General features: G+C 71.7%; 16 protein-coding genes. 8 read left to right on the top strand and 8 right to left on the bottom strand.

The annotated features are described in order from the left end of the window. Window positions 1-54: 54 nt before the first annotated feature. Window positions 55-1,053, bottom strand: a complete 999-nt coding sequence (locus QRN40_RS08200; protein ID WP_285115080.1) for a LacI family DNA-binding transcriptional regulator — start codon at window positions 1,051-1,053, stop codon at window positions 55-57. A 70-nt stretch (window positions 1,054-1,123) separates the two neighbouring features. Between QRN40_RS08200 and QRN40_RS08195 the strand changes: the two genes are divergently transcribed. Continuing rightward, the gene (locus tag QRN40_RS08195; RefSeq protein WP_285115079.1) at window positions 1,124-1,861 is read left to right on the top strand and encodes an SDR family oxidoreductase; all 738 of its coding nucleotides are present in this window, start codon (window positions 1,124-1,126) and stop codon (window positions 1,859-1,861) included. 15 nt (window positions 1,862-1,876) lie between these two features. Here the strand turns inward: QRN40_RS08195 and QRN40_RS08190 are convergent, their stop codons facing one another. Beyond that, a complete protein-coding gene (locus QRN40_RS08190) occupies window positions 1,877-1,999 on the bottom strand; it encodes a hypothetical protein (RefSeq protein WP_285115078.1) in 123 nt (40 codons plus the stop codon). A gap of 104 nt (window positions 2,000-2,103) precedes the next feature. Here QRN40_RS08190 and QRN40_RS08185 point away from each other — a divergent pair, with 104 nt between their 5' ends. The 4 genes from QRN40_RS08185 to QRN40_RS08170 all read left to right on the top strand — a co-directional run bounded on the left by QRN40_RS08185 (window position 2,104) and on the right by QRN40_RS08170 (window position 5,228). Continuing rightward, window positions 2,104-2,550: a GNAT family N-acetyltransferase gene (locus QRN40_RS08185; RefSeq protein WP_285115077.1), complete on the top strand. Its 447-nt coding sequence runs from the start codon at window positions 2,104-2,106 to the stop codon at window positions 2,548-2,550. A 173-nt stretch (window positions 2,551-2,723) separates the two neighbouring features. Then, a complete protein-coding gene (locus tag QRN40_RS08180) occupies window positions 2,724-3,458 on the top strand; it encodes a dienelactone hydrolase family protein (protein ID WP_285115076.1) in 735 nt (244 codons plus the stop codon). A gap of 119 nt (window positions 3,459-3,577) precedes the next feature. Then, window positions 3,578-4,840 (top strand): APC family permease, encoded by a 1,263-nt coding sequence (locus QRN40_RS08175; RefSeq protein WP_285115075.1) that lies wholly within the window; start codon window positions 3,578-3,580, stop codon window positions 4,838-4,840. Between the two features lie 22 nt (window positions 4,841-4,862). Continuing rightward, a complete protein-coding gene (locus QRN40_RS08170) occupies window positions 4,863-5,228 on the top strand; it encodes a UBP-type zinc finger domain-containing protein (RefSeq protein ID WP_285115074.1) in 366 nt (121 codons plus the stop codon). A 36-nt stretch (window positions 5,229-5,264) separates the two neighbouring features. Here QRN40_RS08170 and QRN40_RS08165 read toward each other — a convergent pair whose 3' ends face one another. Genes QRN40_RS08165 through QRN40_RS08145 form a run of 5 tightly spaced genes read right to left on the bottom strand, consistent with a single transcriptional unit; the run spans window position 5,265 to window position 11,943 of the window. Next, on the bottom strand, window positions 5,265-6,689 hold the full coding sequence (locus tag QRN40_RS08165; protein ID WP_285115072.1) for an NtaA/DmoA family FMN-dependent monooxygenase: 1,425 nt from the start codon (window positions 6,687-6,689) through the stop codon (window positions 5,265-5,267). Further along, on the bottom strand, window positions 6,686-8,404 hold the full coding sequence (locus QRN40_RS08160) for a dipeptide ABC transporter ATP-binding protein (protein ID WP_285115071.1): 1,719 nt from the start codon (window positions 8,402-8,404) through the stop codon (window positions 6,686-6,688). Before QRN40_RS08160 ends, QRN40_RS08165 begins: the two co-directional genes overlap by 4 nt. Continuing rightward, window positions 8,401-9,291 (bottom strand): ABC transporter permease, encoded by an 891-nt coding sequence (locus QRN40_RS08155; protein ID WP_285115070.1) that lies wholly within the window; start codon window positions 9,289-9,291, stop codon window positions 8,401-8,403. Before QRN40_RS08155 ends, QRN40_RS08160 begins: the two co-directional genes overlap by 4 nt. Continuing rightward, window positions 9,288-10,325, bottom strand: a complete 1,038-nt coding sequence (locus QRN40_RS08150) for an ABC transporter permease (protein ID WP_285115069.1) — start codon at window positions 10,323-10,325, stop codon at window positions 9,288-9,290. Before QRN40_RS08150 ends, QRN40_RS08155 begins: the two co-directional genes overlap by 4 nt. After that, window positions 10,303-11,943 carry an ABC transporter substrate-binding protein gene (locus QRN40_RS08145; protein WP_285115068.1) on the bottom strand — a complete coding sequence of 547 codons (1,641 nt, stop codon included), beginning with the start codon at window positions 11,941-11,943 and terminating at the stop codon, window positions 10,303-10,305. Before QRN40_RS08145 ends, QRN40_RS08150 begins: the two co-directional genes overlap by 23 nt. 228 nt (window positions 11,944-12,171) lie before the next feature. On the opposite strand from QRN40_RS08145, the gene QRN40_RS08140 reads away from it, so the two are divergent. From QRN40_RS08140 to QRN40_RS08130, 3 genes are read left to right on the top strand one after another with little or no spacing between them, the layout of a single operon-like run. Then, the gene (locus QRN40_RS08140) at window positions 12,172-12,429 is read left to right on the top strand and encodes a hypothetical protein (protein ID WP_285115067.1); all 258 of its coding nucleotides are present in this window, start codon (window positions 12,172-12,174) and stop codon (window positions 12,427-12,429) included. A 51-nt stretch (window positions 12,430-12,480) separates the two neighbouring features. Then, window positions 12,481-13,719 carry a non-homologous end-joining DNA ligase gene (gene ligD / locus QRN40_RS08135; RefSeq protein ID WP_285115066.1) on the top strand — a complete coding sequence of 413 codons (1,239 nt, stop codon included), beginning with the start codon at window positions 12,481-12,483 and terminating at the stop codon, window positions 13,717-13,719. 52 nt (window positions 13,720-13,771) lie between these two features. After that, on the top strand, window positions 13,772-13,915 hold the full coding sequence (locus tag QRN40_RS08130; RefSeq protein ID WP_285115065.1) for a hypothetical protein: 144 nt from the start codon (window positions 13,772-13,774) through the stop codon (window positions 13,913-13,915). 24 nt (window positions 13,916-13,939) lie between these two features. Here the strand turns inward: QRN40_RS08130 and QRN40_RS08125 are convergent, their stop codons facing one another. After that, a complete protein-coding gene (locus QRN40_RS08125; RefSeq protein ID WP_285115064.1) occupies window positions 13,940-14,467 on the bottom strand; it encodes a DUF1707 SHOCT-like domain-containing protein in 528 nt (175 codons plus the stop codon). Window positions 14,468-14,519: the final 52 nt, after the last annotated feature.

The following is a 14,519-nucleotide window of genomic DNA, read 5'->3' as shown; positions in this document are numbered from 1 at the left end:
ATCTGCGCTTGCGAGCATACGACACGCGACGCCCGAGCGCCACTCCCGCGGCCGTCAGGCGGACGCGCGCACCACCAGCACGGGAGCCACCGGCTCCTCGAACGCCAGGTCACCGCCCTCCAGCAGCGCCACCAGCCGCGCGACGCAGCGGCGGCCGAGCTCGTCGAACTCCTGCCGGACGGTCGTCAGCGGCGGCGCGAAGAACGCGGCCTCCGGGATGTCGTCGAACCCGACCACGGCGAGGTCGTCCGGCACCGCCCGCCCGGCCGACCGCGCCGCGTGCAGCACGCCGAGAGCCATCTGGTCGTTGGAGGCGAACACCGCCGTGATCGTCGCATCCGCCACCAGCTCCGCGCCGATCGCAGCGCCGGATGCGGCCGTCCAGTCGCCCTCGCGCGACACGACCGCGTCCGCTCCGGCGGCCTCCACCTCGGCGAGGAAGCCGTCGCGCCGGGCGCGGGCCTCCGACCAGTCGCCCGGGCCGCTCAGGTGGGCGATGCGCCGGTGGCCCGCATCCAGGAGGTGGCGCGCGGCCAGGCGGGCACCGAGCACCTGGTCGACGAAGACGCCTTCGTCAGCGGACCCCCCTGCGCCGTGCAACGTGACCGACGGGACGGAGAGCGAGAACTGCGCCATCGCATCCTGGACCCGCTGCTGCGGCGCGATCACCACGACGCCCTCGACGGCCTGGGCGCGCAGATGGTCGAGTGCGGCCTCGAGGTCGGCGGGTTCCAGGGAAGCGGCATGCGCCACGGTGACCGTGTATCCGGCGTCCCGCGCGGCGTTCTCGACCGCATCGATGCTGGATGCGGGACCGAACAGCGACGACGCCCCGGCCGCCAGCACGCCGATCGTGCCGGACCGGGCGGTCGTCAGCGCCCGTGCCGCACGGTTGGGACGGAAGTCGAGCTGCGACATCGCCTCGAGCACCCGGGCACGCGTCTCCGGCCGGATGCTGGGATGGTCGTTCAGCACCCGCGAGACGGTCTGGCGCGAGACGCCCGCGGCCGCAGCCACCTCGCGGACGCCCGCCGGGCGCCCGGTCTCGCTCACGTCCACACCTCCGGCACATCCACACCCTAGCGAGCCGCGGTGCCGGCACGAACCGCCGTAGGGTCGGAGCATGGCACACACGGATGCATCGCCCACGCCCGAGAACCTTGCCGCCGGCACGCGACGACCGATCGCGCTGGTCACCGGCGCCTCCCGGGGGATCGGGCGGGCCATCGCCGCCGAGCTGGGACGGACGCACCACATCCTCGTCGGCGGACGGGATGCGGACGCCGTGGATGCGGTCGTCGCCGCGCTCCCCTCGGCCGAGCCGTACGTGGCCGACCTGGTCGCCGACCTGTCGGGCGCATCCCTTCCGGCCGTTCCGGAACGACTGGATGTGCTGGTCCATTCGGCGGGAGTGGAGGACGGCGGCACGATCGAAGAGACCGACGCCGCGACCTGGCGTCACGTCTTCGAGGCGAACGTGTTCGCCGTCGCCGCGCTGACCCGGCGCGCGCTCCCCGCGTTGCGGGCCGCCGGCGGCATCGTGGTCGCGATCAACAGCGGCTCGGGGCTGGCCAGCGGCGCCGGGGGAGGCGTCTACGCCGGCTCGAAGTTCGCGCTGCGGGCGCTCACGGACGCGCTGCGCGAGGAGGAGCGCCCGAACGGTGTGCGCGTGAGCAGCATCCACCCGGGCCGCGTCGACACCGACATGCAGCGTGCGCTGGTCGCCCGGGAGGGGCTCACGTACGACCCGACCTACACGATCACCCCGGAGATGGTGGCTGCGACGGTTCGCGTCGCCGTGGACCTGCCGCCGTCGGGGACCGTCGAGACGCTCAGCGTGCGGCCGTTCCACCGCCGCTGAGCGCCCGACGCGGGATCACTTGTGCTCGTCCGGCCCGCCGCCCGAGACCGTGTCCTCTCCGGGTTCCGGTTCGCTGCCGTCGGAGCCGGAGCCGTCGGGCAGTTCGTCGGCGTTCGGCCGATCCTTCTCGTCGCTCATCGCGTCATCCTTTCGTTCAGGTGTCCGCGCGACCGTACGCCGCCGCGCCCGGCAGGTCCATGTCCCGGTCGCCCGATGTCGGCGGGCGGCGCTACGGTGCTCGCATGGCGCTGCGAATCGAGGAGCTCTCGACGTCCAACCTGCGGGGTCTCCGGGACCTGCGGCTGGCGCCCGGTCAGGAGCGCTTCGTCGCTCCCGTGCTCGAATCCATCGCCGAGGCGTACGTCACGCCGACGGCCTGGCCACGCGCGATCGTCGATGACGACGGGGTCGTCGGGTTCGTGATGGCGAATTGGGATCCGGAGAATGAACTAGAGGCGTTCCGGGCGGGCATCTGGCGGCTCAACGTCGACGAGAAGGCGCAGGGTCGCGGCGTGGGGCGCTTCGACGTCGCGCAGGTCGCGGCCGAGGCACGGCGTCGCGGCATCGACCGCATCACGGTGCTGTGGGAGCGGGGCGACGGAGGGCCCGAAGGGTTCTACCGCGCCTGCGGCTTCGTCCCGACCGGCGAGGTCCTGTTCGGCGAGGTGGTCGGCGCGCTCGAGGTCTGACCCTGGCCTTCCCGCATCGACCCACCGCTGCTACTCTTTCCCGCGGACCGTTGGAAGAACCGAGGAGGTGGTACCCGTGAACGAATCGACGTGGGTGCTCTCCTCAGGGGTCACGGTCGGGCGATAGGTCGTCCGGGAGCGCCCTTCACAGAGCACTCCCGAAAGGCACGACCATGCACTTCACTTCAGAACAACGCGTCGACGATCTCGTCGAACGCGACTTCACTCTCGGCGACATCCCCGGTGTCCTCTGGATGCCCGGATCGGCTTCCGCCGCCTCGCCCGCACCGCTCATCCTGCTCGGGCATCCCGGTGGCCTCGACATGATGCGCCCGCGCCTCGTCGGCCGTGCGCTCCGCTCCGCTGCCGACGGCTTCGCGACGGCCACCATCGAACTGCCCGGCAGCGGCGACCGCCCCCGGTCCCCCGACGCCGAGCAGGCGCGGGCCGACCTGCAGGCCACGCTCGAGGCAGGGAGGCCGGTGGATGACGAGCTCGTCGACCGGCTGGTCCTTCCGCTGGTGGCGGCGGCCGTCCCCGAATGGCAGGCCACGCTCGACGCCCTCCTGGCGCTTCCCGAGATCGGCGGCCCCGTCGGCTTCTCCGGCGGAGTGACGGCCGTCGCCATCGGCCTGGCGGCCGTCGACCCGCGCATCGCGGCTCTCGGCCTCTTCGCGGGCAGTTACGTGCCCCGCAGCGTGGTCGACGAGGCCCGCGGGGTCACCATCCCCCTGCACATGCTGCTGCAGTGGGACGACGAGGGAAACGACCGGCAGCAGGCCCTCGACCTGTTCGACGCGTTCGGCTCGCGCGAGAAGACGCTCCAGGCCAACCTGGGCGGGCACAGGGGCGTCCCGGCGCACGCGGGCGAGGACGCTGCCCGCTTCTTCGTCCGGCACCTCGGCTGAGGCCGGGCCGGGGCCCGCCGCCGTCACCACGACGGCGGGCCCCGTTCCCCCGACGGTCCTAGACTGGCGTCGCACATCAGCGACCCCGTCGACGCCCAGGAGGGCCGGTTCGTGACCCCGTGAGCGCAGCATCCACCCCGCACGGCGGCGCGCTGGCACGGCGGCTGACCCTCGGGGACGCGATCAGCATCGGGCTGGGCTCGATGATCGGCGCCGGAGTGTTCGCGTCCTTCGCCCCGGCCGCCGCCGCCGCCGGTGCCGGGCTGCTCGTCGGCCTGGTGATCGCGGGCTTCATCGCCTTCTGCAATGCGACGTCGTCGGCGCAACTGGCCGCCCAGTACCCGACCTCGGGCGGAACGTACGTCTACGGTCGCGAGCGCCTCGGCGAGTGGGCCGGTTTCTTCGCGGGCTGGTCGTTCGTGGTCGGCAAGACGGCGAGTTCGGCCGCGATGGCCCTGACCTTCGCGACGTACGCGGTCCCCGGCCCGTGCGTGAAGCCGGTCGCGATCGCGGCCGTCCTCGCGCTCACCGTGGTGAACACCCTCGGCGTGACGCGGACGGCGCTGCTCACGCGCATCCTTGTCGCGGTCTCGCTCGTCGCTCTGACGGTCGCGGTCGTGATCGGGTTCACCCACACCGCGGCGAGCGCCGCTCAGCCCGGACCGCCGGTGACCGGGTACGGCATCCTGCAGTCGGCCGGCTTCCTGTTCTTCGCGTTCGCGGGGTACGCCCGGGTCGCGACCATGGGTGAGGAGGTGGTGGATCCGGCCCGCACCATCCCCCGCGCCATCACCACCGCGCTGACGATCACCCTCGTCGTGTACGCCCTGGTCGCGGTCTCGGCGCTGCATGCGCTCGGGGCGGCCGGCCTTTCCGAGGCGGCGGCCCCACTCGGCGCCGTGGCCGACACCAGCGGGGCCGCGTGGCACGGCGTCCTGATCCGGATCGGCGCGTCGACCGCCGCCCTCGGGGCGCTGCTGGCGATGATCGCGGGGATCGGCCGGACGAGCCTCGCGATGGCCCGCAACCAGGACATCCCCGCGTGGTTCGCGGCCGTGCATCCCCGGTTCCGGGTGCCGTACCGTGCCGAACTCGTGCTCGGTCTGGTCGTCTGCCTGCTCGTGGCGTTCACCGACCTCCGGGGCGCCATCGGCTTCTCCTCCTTCGGCGTGCTGCTGTACTACCTGATCGCGAACGCCTCGGCGTGGACGCAGGATCGGGCGCACCGGCGGTACCCGCGGCTGCTCGCGGTCGCCGGAGCGATCGGGTGCGTGGTCCTCGTCGTCACCCTGCCGCTGCCCGCGATCGTCGCTGGGATCGTGGTCCTGGCCATCGGAATCGGCTACCGTTTCGTGCGACTGCGCATACGGCGCGCGGGCTGACCGCACGGGGAAGGCACGGAGAATGAGCGACGCAGAGCAGAACCTGGGAATCGACACGAGCGTGCCGCCCTCCGGCACGGGATGCGTCGAGTGCGGCGAGACCGGCAGCTGGTGGGTCCACCTGCGCCGGTGCACCGAATGCGGGCACGTCGGATGCTGCGACGACTCGCTGAACACGCACGCGACCAAGCATGCGGCGAGCACCGGGCATCCGATCATCCAGAGCTTCGAGCCGGACGAGGACTGGTTCTGGGACTACCGCACCCAGACGTTCCTGGAGGGCCCGAGGCTGGCGCCGCCCGAGAGCCACCCGACTGAGCAGACGGTCCCCGGTCCCGCCGAGCGCGTCCCCGGCGACTGGCGGCAGCAGCTGGCCGCGCGCCGCTAGCCGCGCCGGTCCGCGCCGGAGCCGCGCGCGGCGTCGCTAGAACGACGCCGCGTGCTCGAAGTGCAGCTGCAGCGGATCCACCGGGTTGTCCAGGTTCGCCCCGCCGCGATAGCGGGTCGCGATGTGCCGCTCGGGCAGGCGGTTGCGGCCCTCGCCGAACAGCCGCTCGCGCAGCGTCCCGAACCGGGCGCCCTCCTCCGGCAGCCGGCCGCGGCGGCGCAGCTCCGGCACCACCAGCTCCGCGAAGTCGCGGGCCGTGTCGAACGAGTGGTACTGCCGCAGGTTGATGCCGTCGAGACCGTCCTCATCGAGCCAGCGCTCGATCTCGTCGGCGACCGTCTTCGGGTCCCCGACGACGAGGAACCGCTCGTCCCGGCCGACCTTGATGAAGTCGAGCGCCTGGCCGACCGTCGTGTCGAGCGGCAGGTACGGCACCTTCGACGCGGGGAAGTCGGCGCGGGCGAGCGCCTCCCGCACGGTGATGTCGCGCGGGAACGCGGTCAGGTCGATCGGGAGGCTGCTGTGCGCGAGGATGCCGTCGAGGCTCGCGCGCTCCCGGTAGAGCCGCCATTTGTCCTCCGCCTCCTCCTGCGTGCGCCCGACGATCACCCCGGCCATCGCGATGAAGCGGATGTCGTCGCGCTCGCGGCCGTGCCGCACCGCGGCGTCACGCATCCCGTCGGCGTTGCTCCGGAACTCGTCGCTGGTGCGGCCGCCGGTGAAGACGACCTCGGCGTGGCGCCCGGCGAACTCGATGCCCGCGGGCGACCCGGTCGCCTGGAACAGCGTGGGCGTCCGCTGCACCGAGGGGTGCACGATGTGCGGCCCGGCGACGCGGAACCGCTCGCCGACGTGGTCGATGTAGCGCACCTTCGACGGGTCGGTGTAGACACCCGCCTCGCGGTCGGCGATCACCGCGTCGTCGTCCCAGGACCCCTCCCACAGCTTGTACAGCACGTCGAGGTACTCGTCGGCGTAGCGGTAGCGCTCGTCGTGCGGCACCTCGCCGTCGAGGCCGAAGTTTCGGGCCGCGTTCGGAAGGTACGAGGTGACGATGTTCCAGCCGATGCGCCCCTTGGTGAGGTGGTCGAGGGTGGACATACGGCGCGCGAACGCGAACGGCGGCTCGTACGTCGTCGAGAAGGTCACGCCGAATCCGAGACGCTCGGTGACCGCGGCCATCGCCGGGACGAGCAGCAGCGGGTCCAGGTTCGGGCTCTGCAGACCCTCGCGCAGGGCCGTCTCGGGTCCGCCGCGGAAGACGTCGTACGCGCCGATGACGTCGGCCAGGAAGATGCCGTCGAAGCCGCCGTGCTCGAGCAGCTGCGCCAGCTCGAGCCAGTAGTCGAGGTCGGCGAACCGCTCACGGTTGTTGCCCGGCAGCGTCCACAGGCCGTGGGTGATGTGGCTGACGCACGCCATCTCGAAGAGGTTGACGAAGAGCTGCTTCGGTTCGGTCATGCGGCGGTCTCGCTTTCGGGGGTGGTGACGGTCCGAGCGCCCTGCGGGTCGAACTCGGGGATGGCGGCGATCAGGGCACGTGTGTAGGGATGCGCGGGGCGCTCGAACACATCCTCCGGCGTGCCCTCCTCCATCACCACCCCATCCTTCATCACGATCACGCGGTCGCTGAGGTGGCTGATGACGCCGAGGTCGTGCGAGATGAACAGGTAGGCGACGCCCGACTCCCGCTGAAGGGCGGCGAGGAGGTCGAGGATCTGCGCCTGGATGGTGACGTCGAGCGCCGACACGGCCTCGTCGAGCACGATGACGTCGGGGCGCGGAGCGAGCGCGCGGGCGATCGCGACGCGCTGGCGCTGGCCGCCGGACAGCTTCAGCGGGAACCGCGGCAGCACGTTCTCCGGCAGCCCGACCTGGGCCAGCAGTTGCAGAACGCGTGCGCGCCGGTCGGCCGCCGTGGCGACTGACTCCCCGCGGAGGGCGTCGAGCAGGATGCGTTCCACGTTCCAGCGCGGATCGAACGAGCTCAGCGGGTCCTGGTAGACCACGGCGATCCGGCTGCGCAGCCCGCGGCGGCGGCTCTCCGCCAGTGGCGCCCACGGCTCGCCGAGCAGCCGCACCGCGCCGCCGTCGAGCGATTCCAGCCCGAGGGCGAGGCGCGCGGTCGTGCTCTTGCCCGACCCCGATTCGCCGACGATGCCGAGCGTCTCGCCCGCGTGCAGCGCGAACGAGACCCGGTCCACGGCGGTGGTAACGGTGCCGTCCGAGGTCTGGAACCGCTTCACCAGGTCGGTCGCCTCCAGAACGACGGCACCGGGCGCCGGCTTGGCCGCCACCGGCGCAGCACCCGGCGTGAGTGCGTGACCGCGCGTCGCCTCGCTCGGCACCGCGGCGATCAGGGCGCGCGTGTACTCGTGCCGCGGGTCGCCGAGCACCTGTGCGGCCGGCCCCTGCTCCAGCACCTCGCCGCCGCGCATCACCAGGATCTGGTCCGCGAGGCGGGCCACCACCGAGAGGTCGTGGCTGATCAGGATGACGGAGGCACCGCGCTCCTTCATGCCTTCCAGCTGGTCGAGCACCTGCGCCTGGACCGTCACATCCAGGGCCGTGGTCGGCTCGTCGGCGATCACGATGTCCGGGTCGAGGGCGATGGCGGAGGCGATCAGCGCGCGCTGGCGGAGGCCGCCGGAGAGCTGATCCGGCCGCTGCTTCGCCCGGACGGCCGGGAACGGCACGCCCACGCGCGTCAGCAGGTCGAGCACCCGCTCGCGCCGCGCCTTCCGGCTCCCCCAGCCGTGCAGCCGCAACGCCTCGTCGATCTCGCGGCCGACCGGGCGCAGCGGGTCGAGCGACACCAGTGCATCCTGCAGCACGAAGCCGATGTCCCGTCCGCGGATGCGCTGCCACTGCCCCGCCGTGAACGCGCGCACGTCCTCGTGGTGGATGGTCAGCTCGTCGGCTTCGACACTCGCCGAGCGTCCGGCCAGCCCGACCAGCGAGCGCGCGGTGACCGACTTGCCCGAACCGGACTCGCCGACGATCGCGACGCACTCCCCCGGCCGCAGGTCGAAGCTCACGCCGCGTACGACCGGCCGCAGCGCGCCCTCCACCCGGAAGGCCGTGCGCAGGTTGCGCACGCGCAGCCGGGTCGCCGGCCAGTCCAGCTCCTCCACGACGTCCTCGCTCGTCGAGGTGCGGCGTTCGATGATGCTCATGACCGTTCTCCCTTCTCCAGGCGGGCCTGGATGTGCCGGCCGATGGTGGTCGCGGCGAGCGCCACCGACACGATCACCAGGCCCGGGATGACGACGAGCCACCACGCCGTCGTCAGGTACTGGCGCCCCGCATCCAGCAGGGCGCCCCATTCGGATGCGGGCGGGGCGACGCCGAGCCCGAGGAACGACAGGCTCGAGGCCCAGACGATGGACTGCCCGATCGACAGCGCGAACACCGCGACCAGCGGACGCAGCGCGTTCGGCAGGATGTGCGCCCGCACGATGCGCCAGCGCGAGTGTCCGAGGGCGGTCGCCGCCTCGACGTACCCGGAGTCGCGCGCACCCAGGATCTGCCCGCGGATCATCCGGGCGTACCCGGGCGCCGTCCCGATCCCGACCGCGAAGACCTGCGTCGCCGCGCTCGGCCCGGCGATGGCGATCAGCAGCAGTGCGAGGAGCAGGGCGGGGAAGGCGAACATGATCTCGACGAAGCGGTCGATCACCACGGCGACCGGCTTCACGCCGAGCGCCGCCAGAGTTCCGAGGATCAGCGCGAGGCCGACACTGACGGCCGCCGCGCCGAGTCCGATCGTGAGCGAGTCGCGGGCTCCCCAGACGACGCGCGTGTACAGGTCGCGGCCCGACTCGTCGGTGCCGAAGGGATGCGCGAGGCTCGGCGGCTGCAGCGCCGCCTGGTAGTCGATGGCGGTCGGCAGGTGTGTGGTGAGCGCCTGCGGGGCCACGACGGCGATGAGCAGCAGCACGGCGAAGGCGATGGCGAGGTAGAGACCCCACGGCGCTCGGGCCAGACGGGTGCCCAGCCCCAGGCGGGCGGGCGCGGAGGCCGGCGCGGCCGGCGCCGAGGGAGGGGTTCCGAGCGCGGTCATGTCAGCTCCAGGCGGGGGTCGATGACGGTGTAGACGACGTCCACGATGAGGTTCGCGGCCACGTAGACGACCGCGACGAGCGTGACGATCCCGGTGACGACCGGGAGGTCCTGCGAGTTCACCGCGCTGACGAGCACCGACCCGATCCCGGGGCGCGAGAAGATCGACTCGACGATCACCGCACCCGAGAGGGTCGCGCCGAGCGCCCACCCCGACAGCGTCACGGCCGGAATGACCGCGTGCCGCAGCACGTGACGGAGCCGGATTCCCCACTCGCCCATCCCGCGCATCCGCGCCGAGAGGACGAACGGCTGGTCGAGCGAGCGCTCGAACTCGGTCCGCACGCTCTGCGCCATGAAGCCCGCGAGAGGGATGGCGAGCGTCAGCGCGGGCAGCACGATCCCGGCGGGCGAGGTGCCGCTGATGATCGGGAACCAGTGCAGCCCGAGGCCGAAGACGAGCAGCAGGATGATGCCGAGCCAGTAGGCGGGGAGCCCGGCGGTGACCACATCCACCGTCGAACCGACGCCGCTCACGCGCGGGCCGCGTCCGGCCGTCAGGGTGACCCAGACGACCATGATCAGCCAGGCGAACGCGATCGCGACAAGCGAGAGCGTCAGCGTGCTGCCCAGCTGCTCGCCGATGATCGCGGTGACCGGCCGGTACTGCTGGTACGACGTCCCGAAGTCTCCGGAGATCAGCCCGCGGAGGTAGTCGACGTACTGCAGGATCACCGGCTTGGTGAGCCCGTACTGCTGATTGATCTGGGCCAGCTCCTCCGGCGTGCGCGCCTGCGCCTGACCCGCCCGGATGTTCAGGATGGTCGTCGCGCGGTCGCCCGGCAGCGCGAGCTGGGCGAAGAACGCGACGGTCGCCGCACCCCACAGCACGACGAGTGCTGCGCCGACCTTGCGGAGAAGGGTGAAGCCGACAGCGCGGACCCGCCGGGGCCGGATCGCGTTCTGCGCGATCGGCCCCGCGGCCGCCGGACCACCGGGTGCGGCGGTCAGCTCACTTGGTGAAGTACGCGTCATAGAACGTCGGTCCTCCCTGCGCGTGCTCCTGCCAGACGTCGTGGAGCTTGGTCGAGACGGCCAGCGTGCTCAGCCGGTCGTACACGCCGATCGACAGCGCGTGCTCGGCGATGTAGTCCTGGGCCTGCGTGTAGGCCGCATTCTGGGCGTCGACCGTCGAGGCGGAGTTGCCGTCGAGGATGAACTTCTCGAGCGTCGGGTCGTTGTAGAACGCCGCGTTCGAGTAGTTCGGGTGATCGGGGGTCGACGGACGCCAGTTGATGTAGAGGATGCCCGCGGTGACGGCCGTCCAGTATCCCGCCGCCAGATCGTGCGTGTCCGGCCCGGCGTACTTGCCGGAGAAGAACTCGCTCTGGGGCACCGGGACGAGCTTGACGTCGAAGCCGACCTTGTCGGCCTGCTCCTTGACGCCCTGCAGGATCGCCGCGCCGTCCGCGTTGATGATGGAGCCCGCGCCGTACGGCAGCGAGACGGTCAGCGTGGCGCCATCCTTCTCGCGGACGCCCGTGCTGCCGCTGCGCGTCCACCCCGCGGCGTCGAGCAGCGCGTCCGCCCTCTTCAGGTTCTGGCTGTAGAGCCCGGCCGCCTTCTCGCTGTAGCCGGGGGTCGCCTGGCTGACGCCGCCGTTGCCCTCGTAGGGGATGACGCCGCGGCCGATGGTGTCGACGATCTGCTTGCGATCCAGGCTGTAGGCGAACGCCTGGCGCACCTTCTCATTCGTGAACGGACCCTGCTGGGTGTTGAACGAGATCTGCTGCGGACGACCAGGGGTGACGTACTTCTCGAGCTGGTAGCCGCCCGCCTTGAGCGTGTTCCACTGCACTGCGGGGACATCGTAGATCGCATCCACCTGGCCGCCCTGCAGCGCGGCGACCCGCGTGGTCGGGTCGGCGACGAACTTCCAGTCGATCTCGTCCACGTGGGCGGGGCCGGTGTGCTTGGCGTTCGCCGGCGGCGACGTGTAGGCCGGGTTCTTCTTCAGGATGATGTCCTGGCCGCGGTTCCACTTGTCGACGGTGAACGCACCGGAGCCGATCGGCGCCTCGCAGTTCTGCTCCTTGGTGCGCGTCTGCAGGGCGTGCTGCGACTGGATGCCGAAGTAGCCCTGCGAGAGGTTGTCGGCCAGCCGCGGGTAGGGCCGCGACAGGTCGATCTGCAGCGTGGTGTCGTCGATCGCCTTCGCGCCCTTGTAGTAGCCGTCGAGCCAGACGAGCGCGGTGCTGTTGCCGCCCTTCAGCCAGTAGTCGAAGTTGTAGGCGACCGCCTCGGCGGTCAGGGGCGTGCCGTCGGTGAACTTCACGCCCTTCTTGAGGTCGAAGGTCCAGGTGAGGCCGTCGGCGGACTGCTTCCATGACGTCGCGAGCCAGGGGACGACCTTGTGGTTCTCGTCCAGCGAGGTCAGGTTGTCGAGCACCTGGTACGAGAGGTAGGCCTGCTCGATCCAGCCGCCGAACACGCACGCCGGCTCCTGCTGGTGGGCGTACACGATGGTGCCGCCCTCGACCTTCTGGCCGCCGCCGCTCGCGGCATCGGAGCCGCCGGCGCAGGCCGACAGCGCGAGCACTCCGGTCAGGACCACGGCGGCGGTGCCGAGTGAACGTGAGGTACGGGAACGCATGAGGACTCCTTGGGCTTCGGGGACGGGCATCAGGATGTCCGAGCCCGCAAGCCCCGTCGAGGCTGCGTGACCTTCTGTTTCGCCGCCGTCATACGCCGTCATCGCGGCTTCCCCGCACTGCCGAATCGCACTAGGGACGCCGGGAGCGTACCCCGCCTGTCAAGGCCTGACTGTCCCCCGGCGCGGGTGGTTGTCTTGGGTCAACAGTGCGAATCAGGAGGCACGGCAATGCTGGCGAGCTTCGAAGGAATCCCGGTCGACCCCTCCCTCGAGATCATCCCGCTGACGGACTCGTCGTGGCGCATCTGCGACACGAGCGTCGGGCCCACCGACCCGGGCGGACTGCTCGCCTACGTCGAGCGCGAGGACGCGGGCTTCGACGTGATCATGCTGCGCCCCGGCTTCACCGAGTCCGCACACACCGACTGCCTGGCGGCCGCGCTGTCGCTGATCAACTCCCGCCGCTCCGGTGCGCCGCAGGTGTGAGTCGCCGTCGAGGCCTGGCCCCCGCCGCCGAGCGCGGTTAGCGTGGCGGGCATGAGTCCGTCGTCGAAGTCCGAGACGTTCCTCGAGGTGGAGGGGCAGGAGGTGCGGATCTCCAGCCCGGAGAAGGTGGTGTTCCCGGAGCCCGGGCTGACGAAGCTCGACCTTGCGCGGTACTACGTCGCGGTGGCGGAGGGGGCGCTGCGCGGCGCCGGCGGGCGGCCGATGGTCTTGAAGCGCTTCGTGAAGGGACTGTCGCAGGAGCCCTTCTTCCAGAAGCGCGTGCCCGAGGGGCACCCTCCGTATATCGATACCGCGACTCTCCGCTATGCGAGCGGGACGTCGGCGGAGGAGGCGGTGGTCCGGGATGCCGCCGGGCTCGCCTGGGTGTCCAACCTCGGCTGTCTCGACCTCAACCCGCACGCCGTCCGGGCCGAGGACCTCGACCATCCCGACGAGCTCCGCGTCGACCTGGACCCGATGCCGGGCGTCGACTGGTCGCAGATCGTCGACGTCGCCTTCGTCGCCCGTGAAGTGCTCGACGACCACGGCCTCGTCGGCTGGCCCAAGACGAGCGGGTCGCGCGGGCTGCACATCCTGATCCGCATCGCGCCGCAGTGGACCTTCGCCGACGTCCGGCTGGCCGCCGAGACGCTGGCCCGCGAGGTCGAGAACCGCGCACCGGGGCTCGCCACCGCGCGCTGGTGGAAGGAGGAGCGCGGCGAGAGCGTCTTCGTCGACTTCAACCAGAACGCGAAAGACCGCACGGTCGCCTCCGCCTACTCGATCCGCGCCCTGCCCGACGCCCGCGTCTCCACCCCGCTCGACTGGGACGAAGTGCGCTCCCGCCGGCCCGAGGAGTTCACCGTGCCGACCGTGCTGACCCGGTTCGCCGAGATCGGCGACCCGCACGAGGGCATCGACGACGCCGCCGGTTCGCTCACCGCGCTGCTCGCCCTGGCGAAGAAGCTGGGGCCGGCCGAGAAGCCGCCGCGCGCCGGTGACGGCGCGGGGCGCCGCGTCTCGCAGATGCCGCTCATCGAGGTCGCCCGCACCAAGACGAAGCCGGAAGCGGTGGAGGCGCTGGAGCAGTGGAAGGCCGCACATCCCGAGGCCGTCGAGCACCTGCATCCCGCCGACGAGTTGATCGACGGGATGCGCGGCTCGAGCTCGCTCTGGTATCGCGTGCGCCTCAACCTGCAGCACGTCCCCGAGGCCGACCGGCCCGAGCAGGAGCCACTGCTCGCCGACTACGACCCGTGGGCGGGGCGCCAGTGGCCCGGCAGCGCGTGACGCAGGCCGGTTTCAGTAGCCGTGACGCGGCCTCGCGAGCCAGACTAGAGCCATGAGCAGACACGAACGGATGCGCGAGGCCGCCGCCGAGGCGGAGGCACGGGCGCAGGCGGAAGCGGCGATCGAGGCGACCGAGACCGACGACACGTCCGTGGACGCGGACGAGGACCTGGAGTCGGAGGAGGAGTCCGACTGATCGTCGGACCCCGGTGGGCGCCCTCTATCTGCGGCGGGCGCCGTCCGTGCCGTAGGTGATCGCGCCCACGAGTGGGATCAGCAGGAACCACAGCCAGCTGTACTGGTAGCCCCACGCGAATCCGGTGATGAAGAACAGGATGAGCGACACGAACGGGATGATCGAGACCGCGAGGAGTCCCCAGCGGCTGGACGGCTCGCGACCCGACGGCTGCTGCGCATACGCTCCCTGCGGGTAGGCCTGGGGGTACTGCGCATACTGCGGCTGCTCCTGCGCGGGCTGCCCCTGCTGAATCGGCTGCGAGGCCGCCGGCTGTCCCGGAGCGGACGCCGCGTGCGGCGCATCGAGGTGGAGGCCGCCCGGAAGGTCCGCGAACAGCGGCGCGAGGTCGCCGCGGGTCACGGCCGCCCGCGCCGCCGACGTCCGGGTCTGCACCTCCTGGTCGGTGAGCCGCCCCTGCCCGGCGTGCGACTGGAGTGCGGCGACCGCGCGCTCCCGCTCGTCGTTGCTGAGGCGCAGCGAGGCACCCGAGGGGTCCGTGATGTCGGTCATGGACGTCAGTATGGCAGCGCTGCCGTCGCAATGCATGCGTTATGTCGGCCGC

Source organism: Leifsonia sp. fls2-241-R2A-40a (assembly GCF_030209575.1).
In the GTDB taxonomy this organism is placed as follows: Bacteria; Actinomycetota; Actinomycetes; order Actinomycetales; family Microbacteriaceae; genus Leifsonia.
This window is presented reverse-complemented; position numbering and strand designations above follow the sequence as displayed.

Coding starts and splice junctions, on each gene's coding strand:
- QRN40_RS08195 (WP_285115079.1), top strand. CDS start 1,124: ATGGCACACACGGATGCATCGCCCACGCCCGAGAACCTTGCCGCCGGC.
- QRN40_RS08190 (WP_285115078.1), bottom strand. CDS start 1,999: ATGAGCGACGAGAAGGATCGGCCGAACGCCGACGAACTGCCCGACGGC.
- QRN40_RS08185 (WP_285115077.1), top strand. CDS start 2,104: ATGGCGCTGCGAATCGAGGAGCTCTCGACGTCCAACCTGCGGGGTCTC.
- QRN40_RS08180 (WP_285115076.1), top strand. CDS start 2,724: ATGCACTTCACTTCAGAACAACGCGTCGACGATCTCGTCGAACGCGAC.
- QRN40_RS08170 (WP_285115074.1), top strand. CDS start 4,863: ATGAGCGACGCAGAGCAGAACCTGGGAATCGACACGAGCGTGCCGCCC.
- QRN40_RS08165 (WP_285115072.1), bottom strand. CDS start 6,689: ATGACCGAACCGAAGCAGCTCTTCGTCAACCTCTTCGAGATGGCGTGC.
- QRN40_RS08160 (WP_285115071.1), bottom strand. CDS start 8,404: ATGAGCATCATCGAACGCCGCACCTCGACGAGCGAGGACGTCGTGGAG.
- QRN40_RS08155 (WP_285115070.1), bottom strand. CDS start 9,291: ATGACCGCGCTCGGAACCCCTCCCTCGGCGCCGGCCGCGCCGGCCTCC.
- QRN40_RS08150 (WP_285115069.1), bottom strand. CDS start 10,325: ATGACGCGTACTTCACCAAGTGAGCTGACCGCCGCACCCGGTGGTCCG.
- QRN40_RS08145 (WP_285115068.1), bottom strand. CDS start 11,943: ATGCGTTCCCGTACCTCACGTTCACTCGGCACCGCCGCCGTGGTCCTG.
- QRN40_RS08140 (WP_285115067.1), top strand. CDS start 12,172: ATGCTGGCGAGCTTCGAAGGAATCCCGGTCGACCCCTCCCTCGAGATC.
- ligD (WP_285115066.1), top strand. CDS start 12,481: ATGAGTCCGTCGTCGAAGTCCGAGACGTTCCTCGAGGTGGAGGGGCAG.
- QRN40_RS08130 (WP_285115065.1), top strand. CDS start 13,772: ATGAGCAGACACGAACGGATGCGCGAGGCCGCCGCCGAGGCGGAGGCA.
- QRN40_RS08125 (WP_285115064.1), bottom strand. CDS start 14,467: ATGACCGACATCACGGACCCCTCGGGTGCCTCGCTGCGCCTCAGCAAC.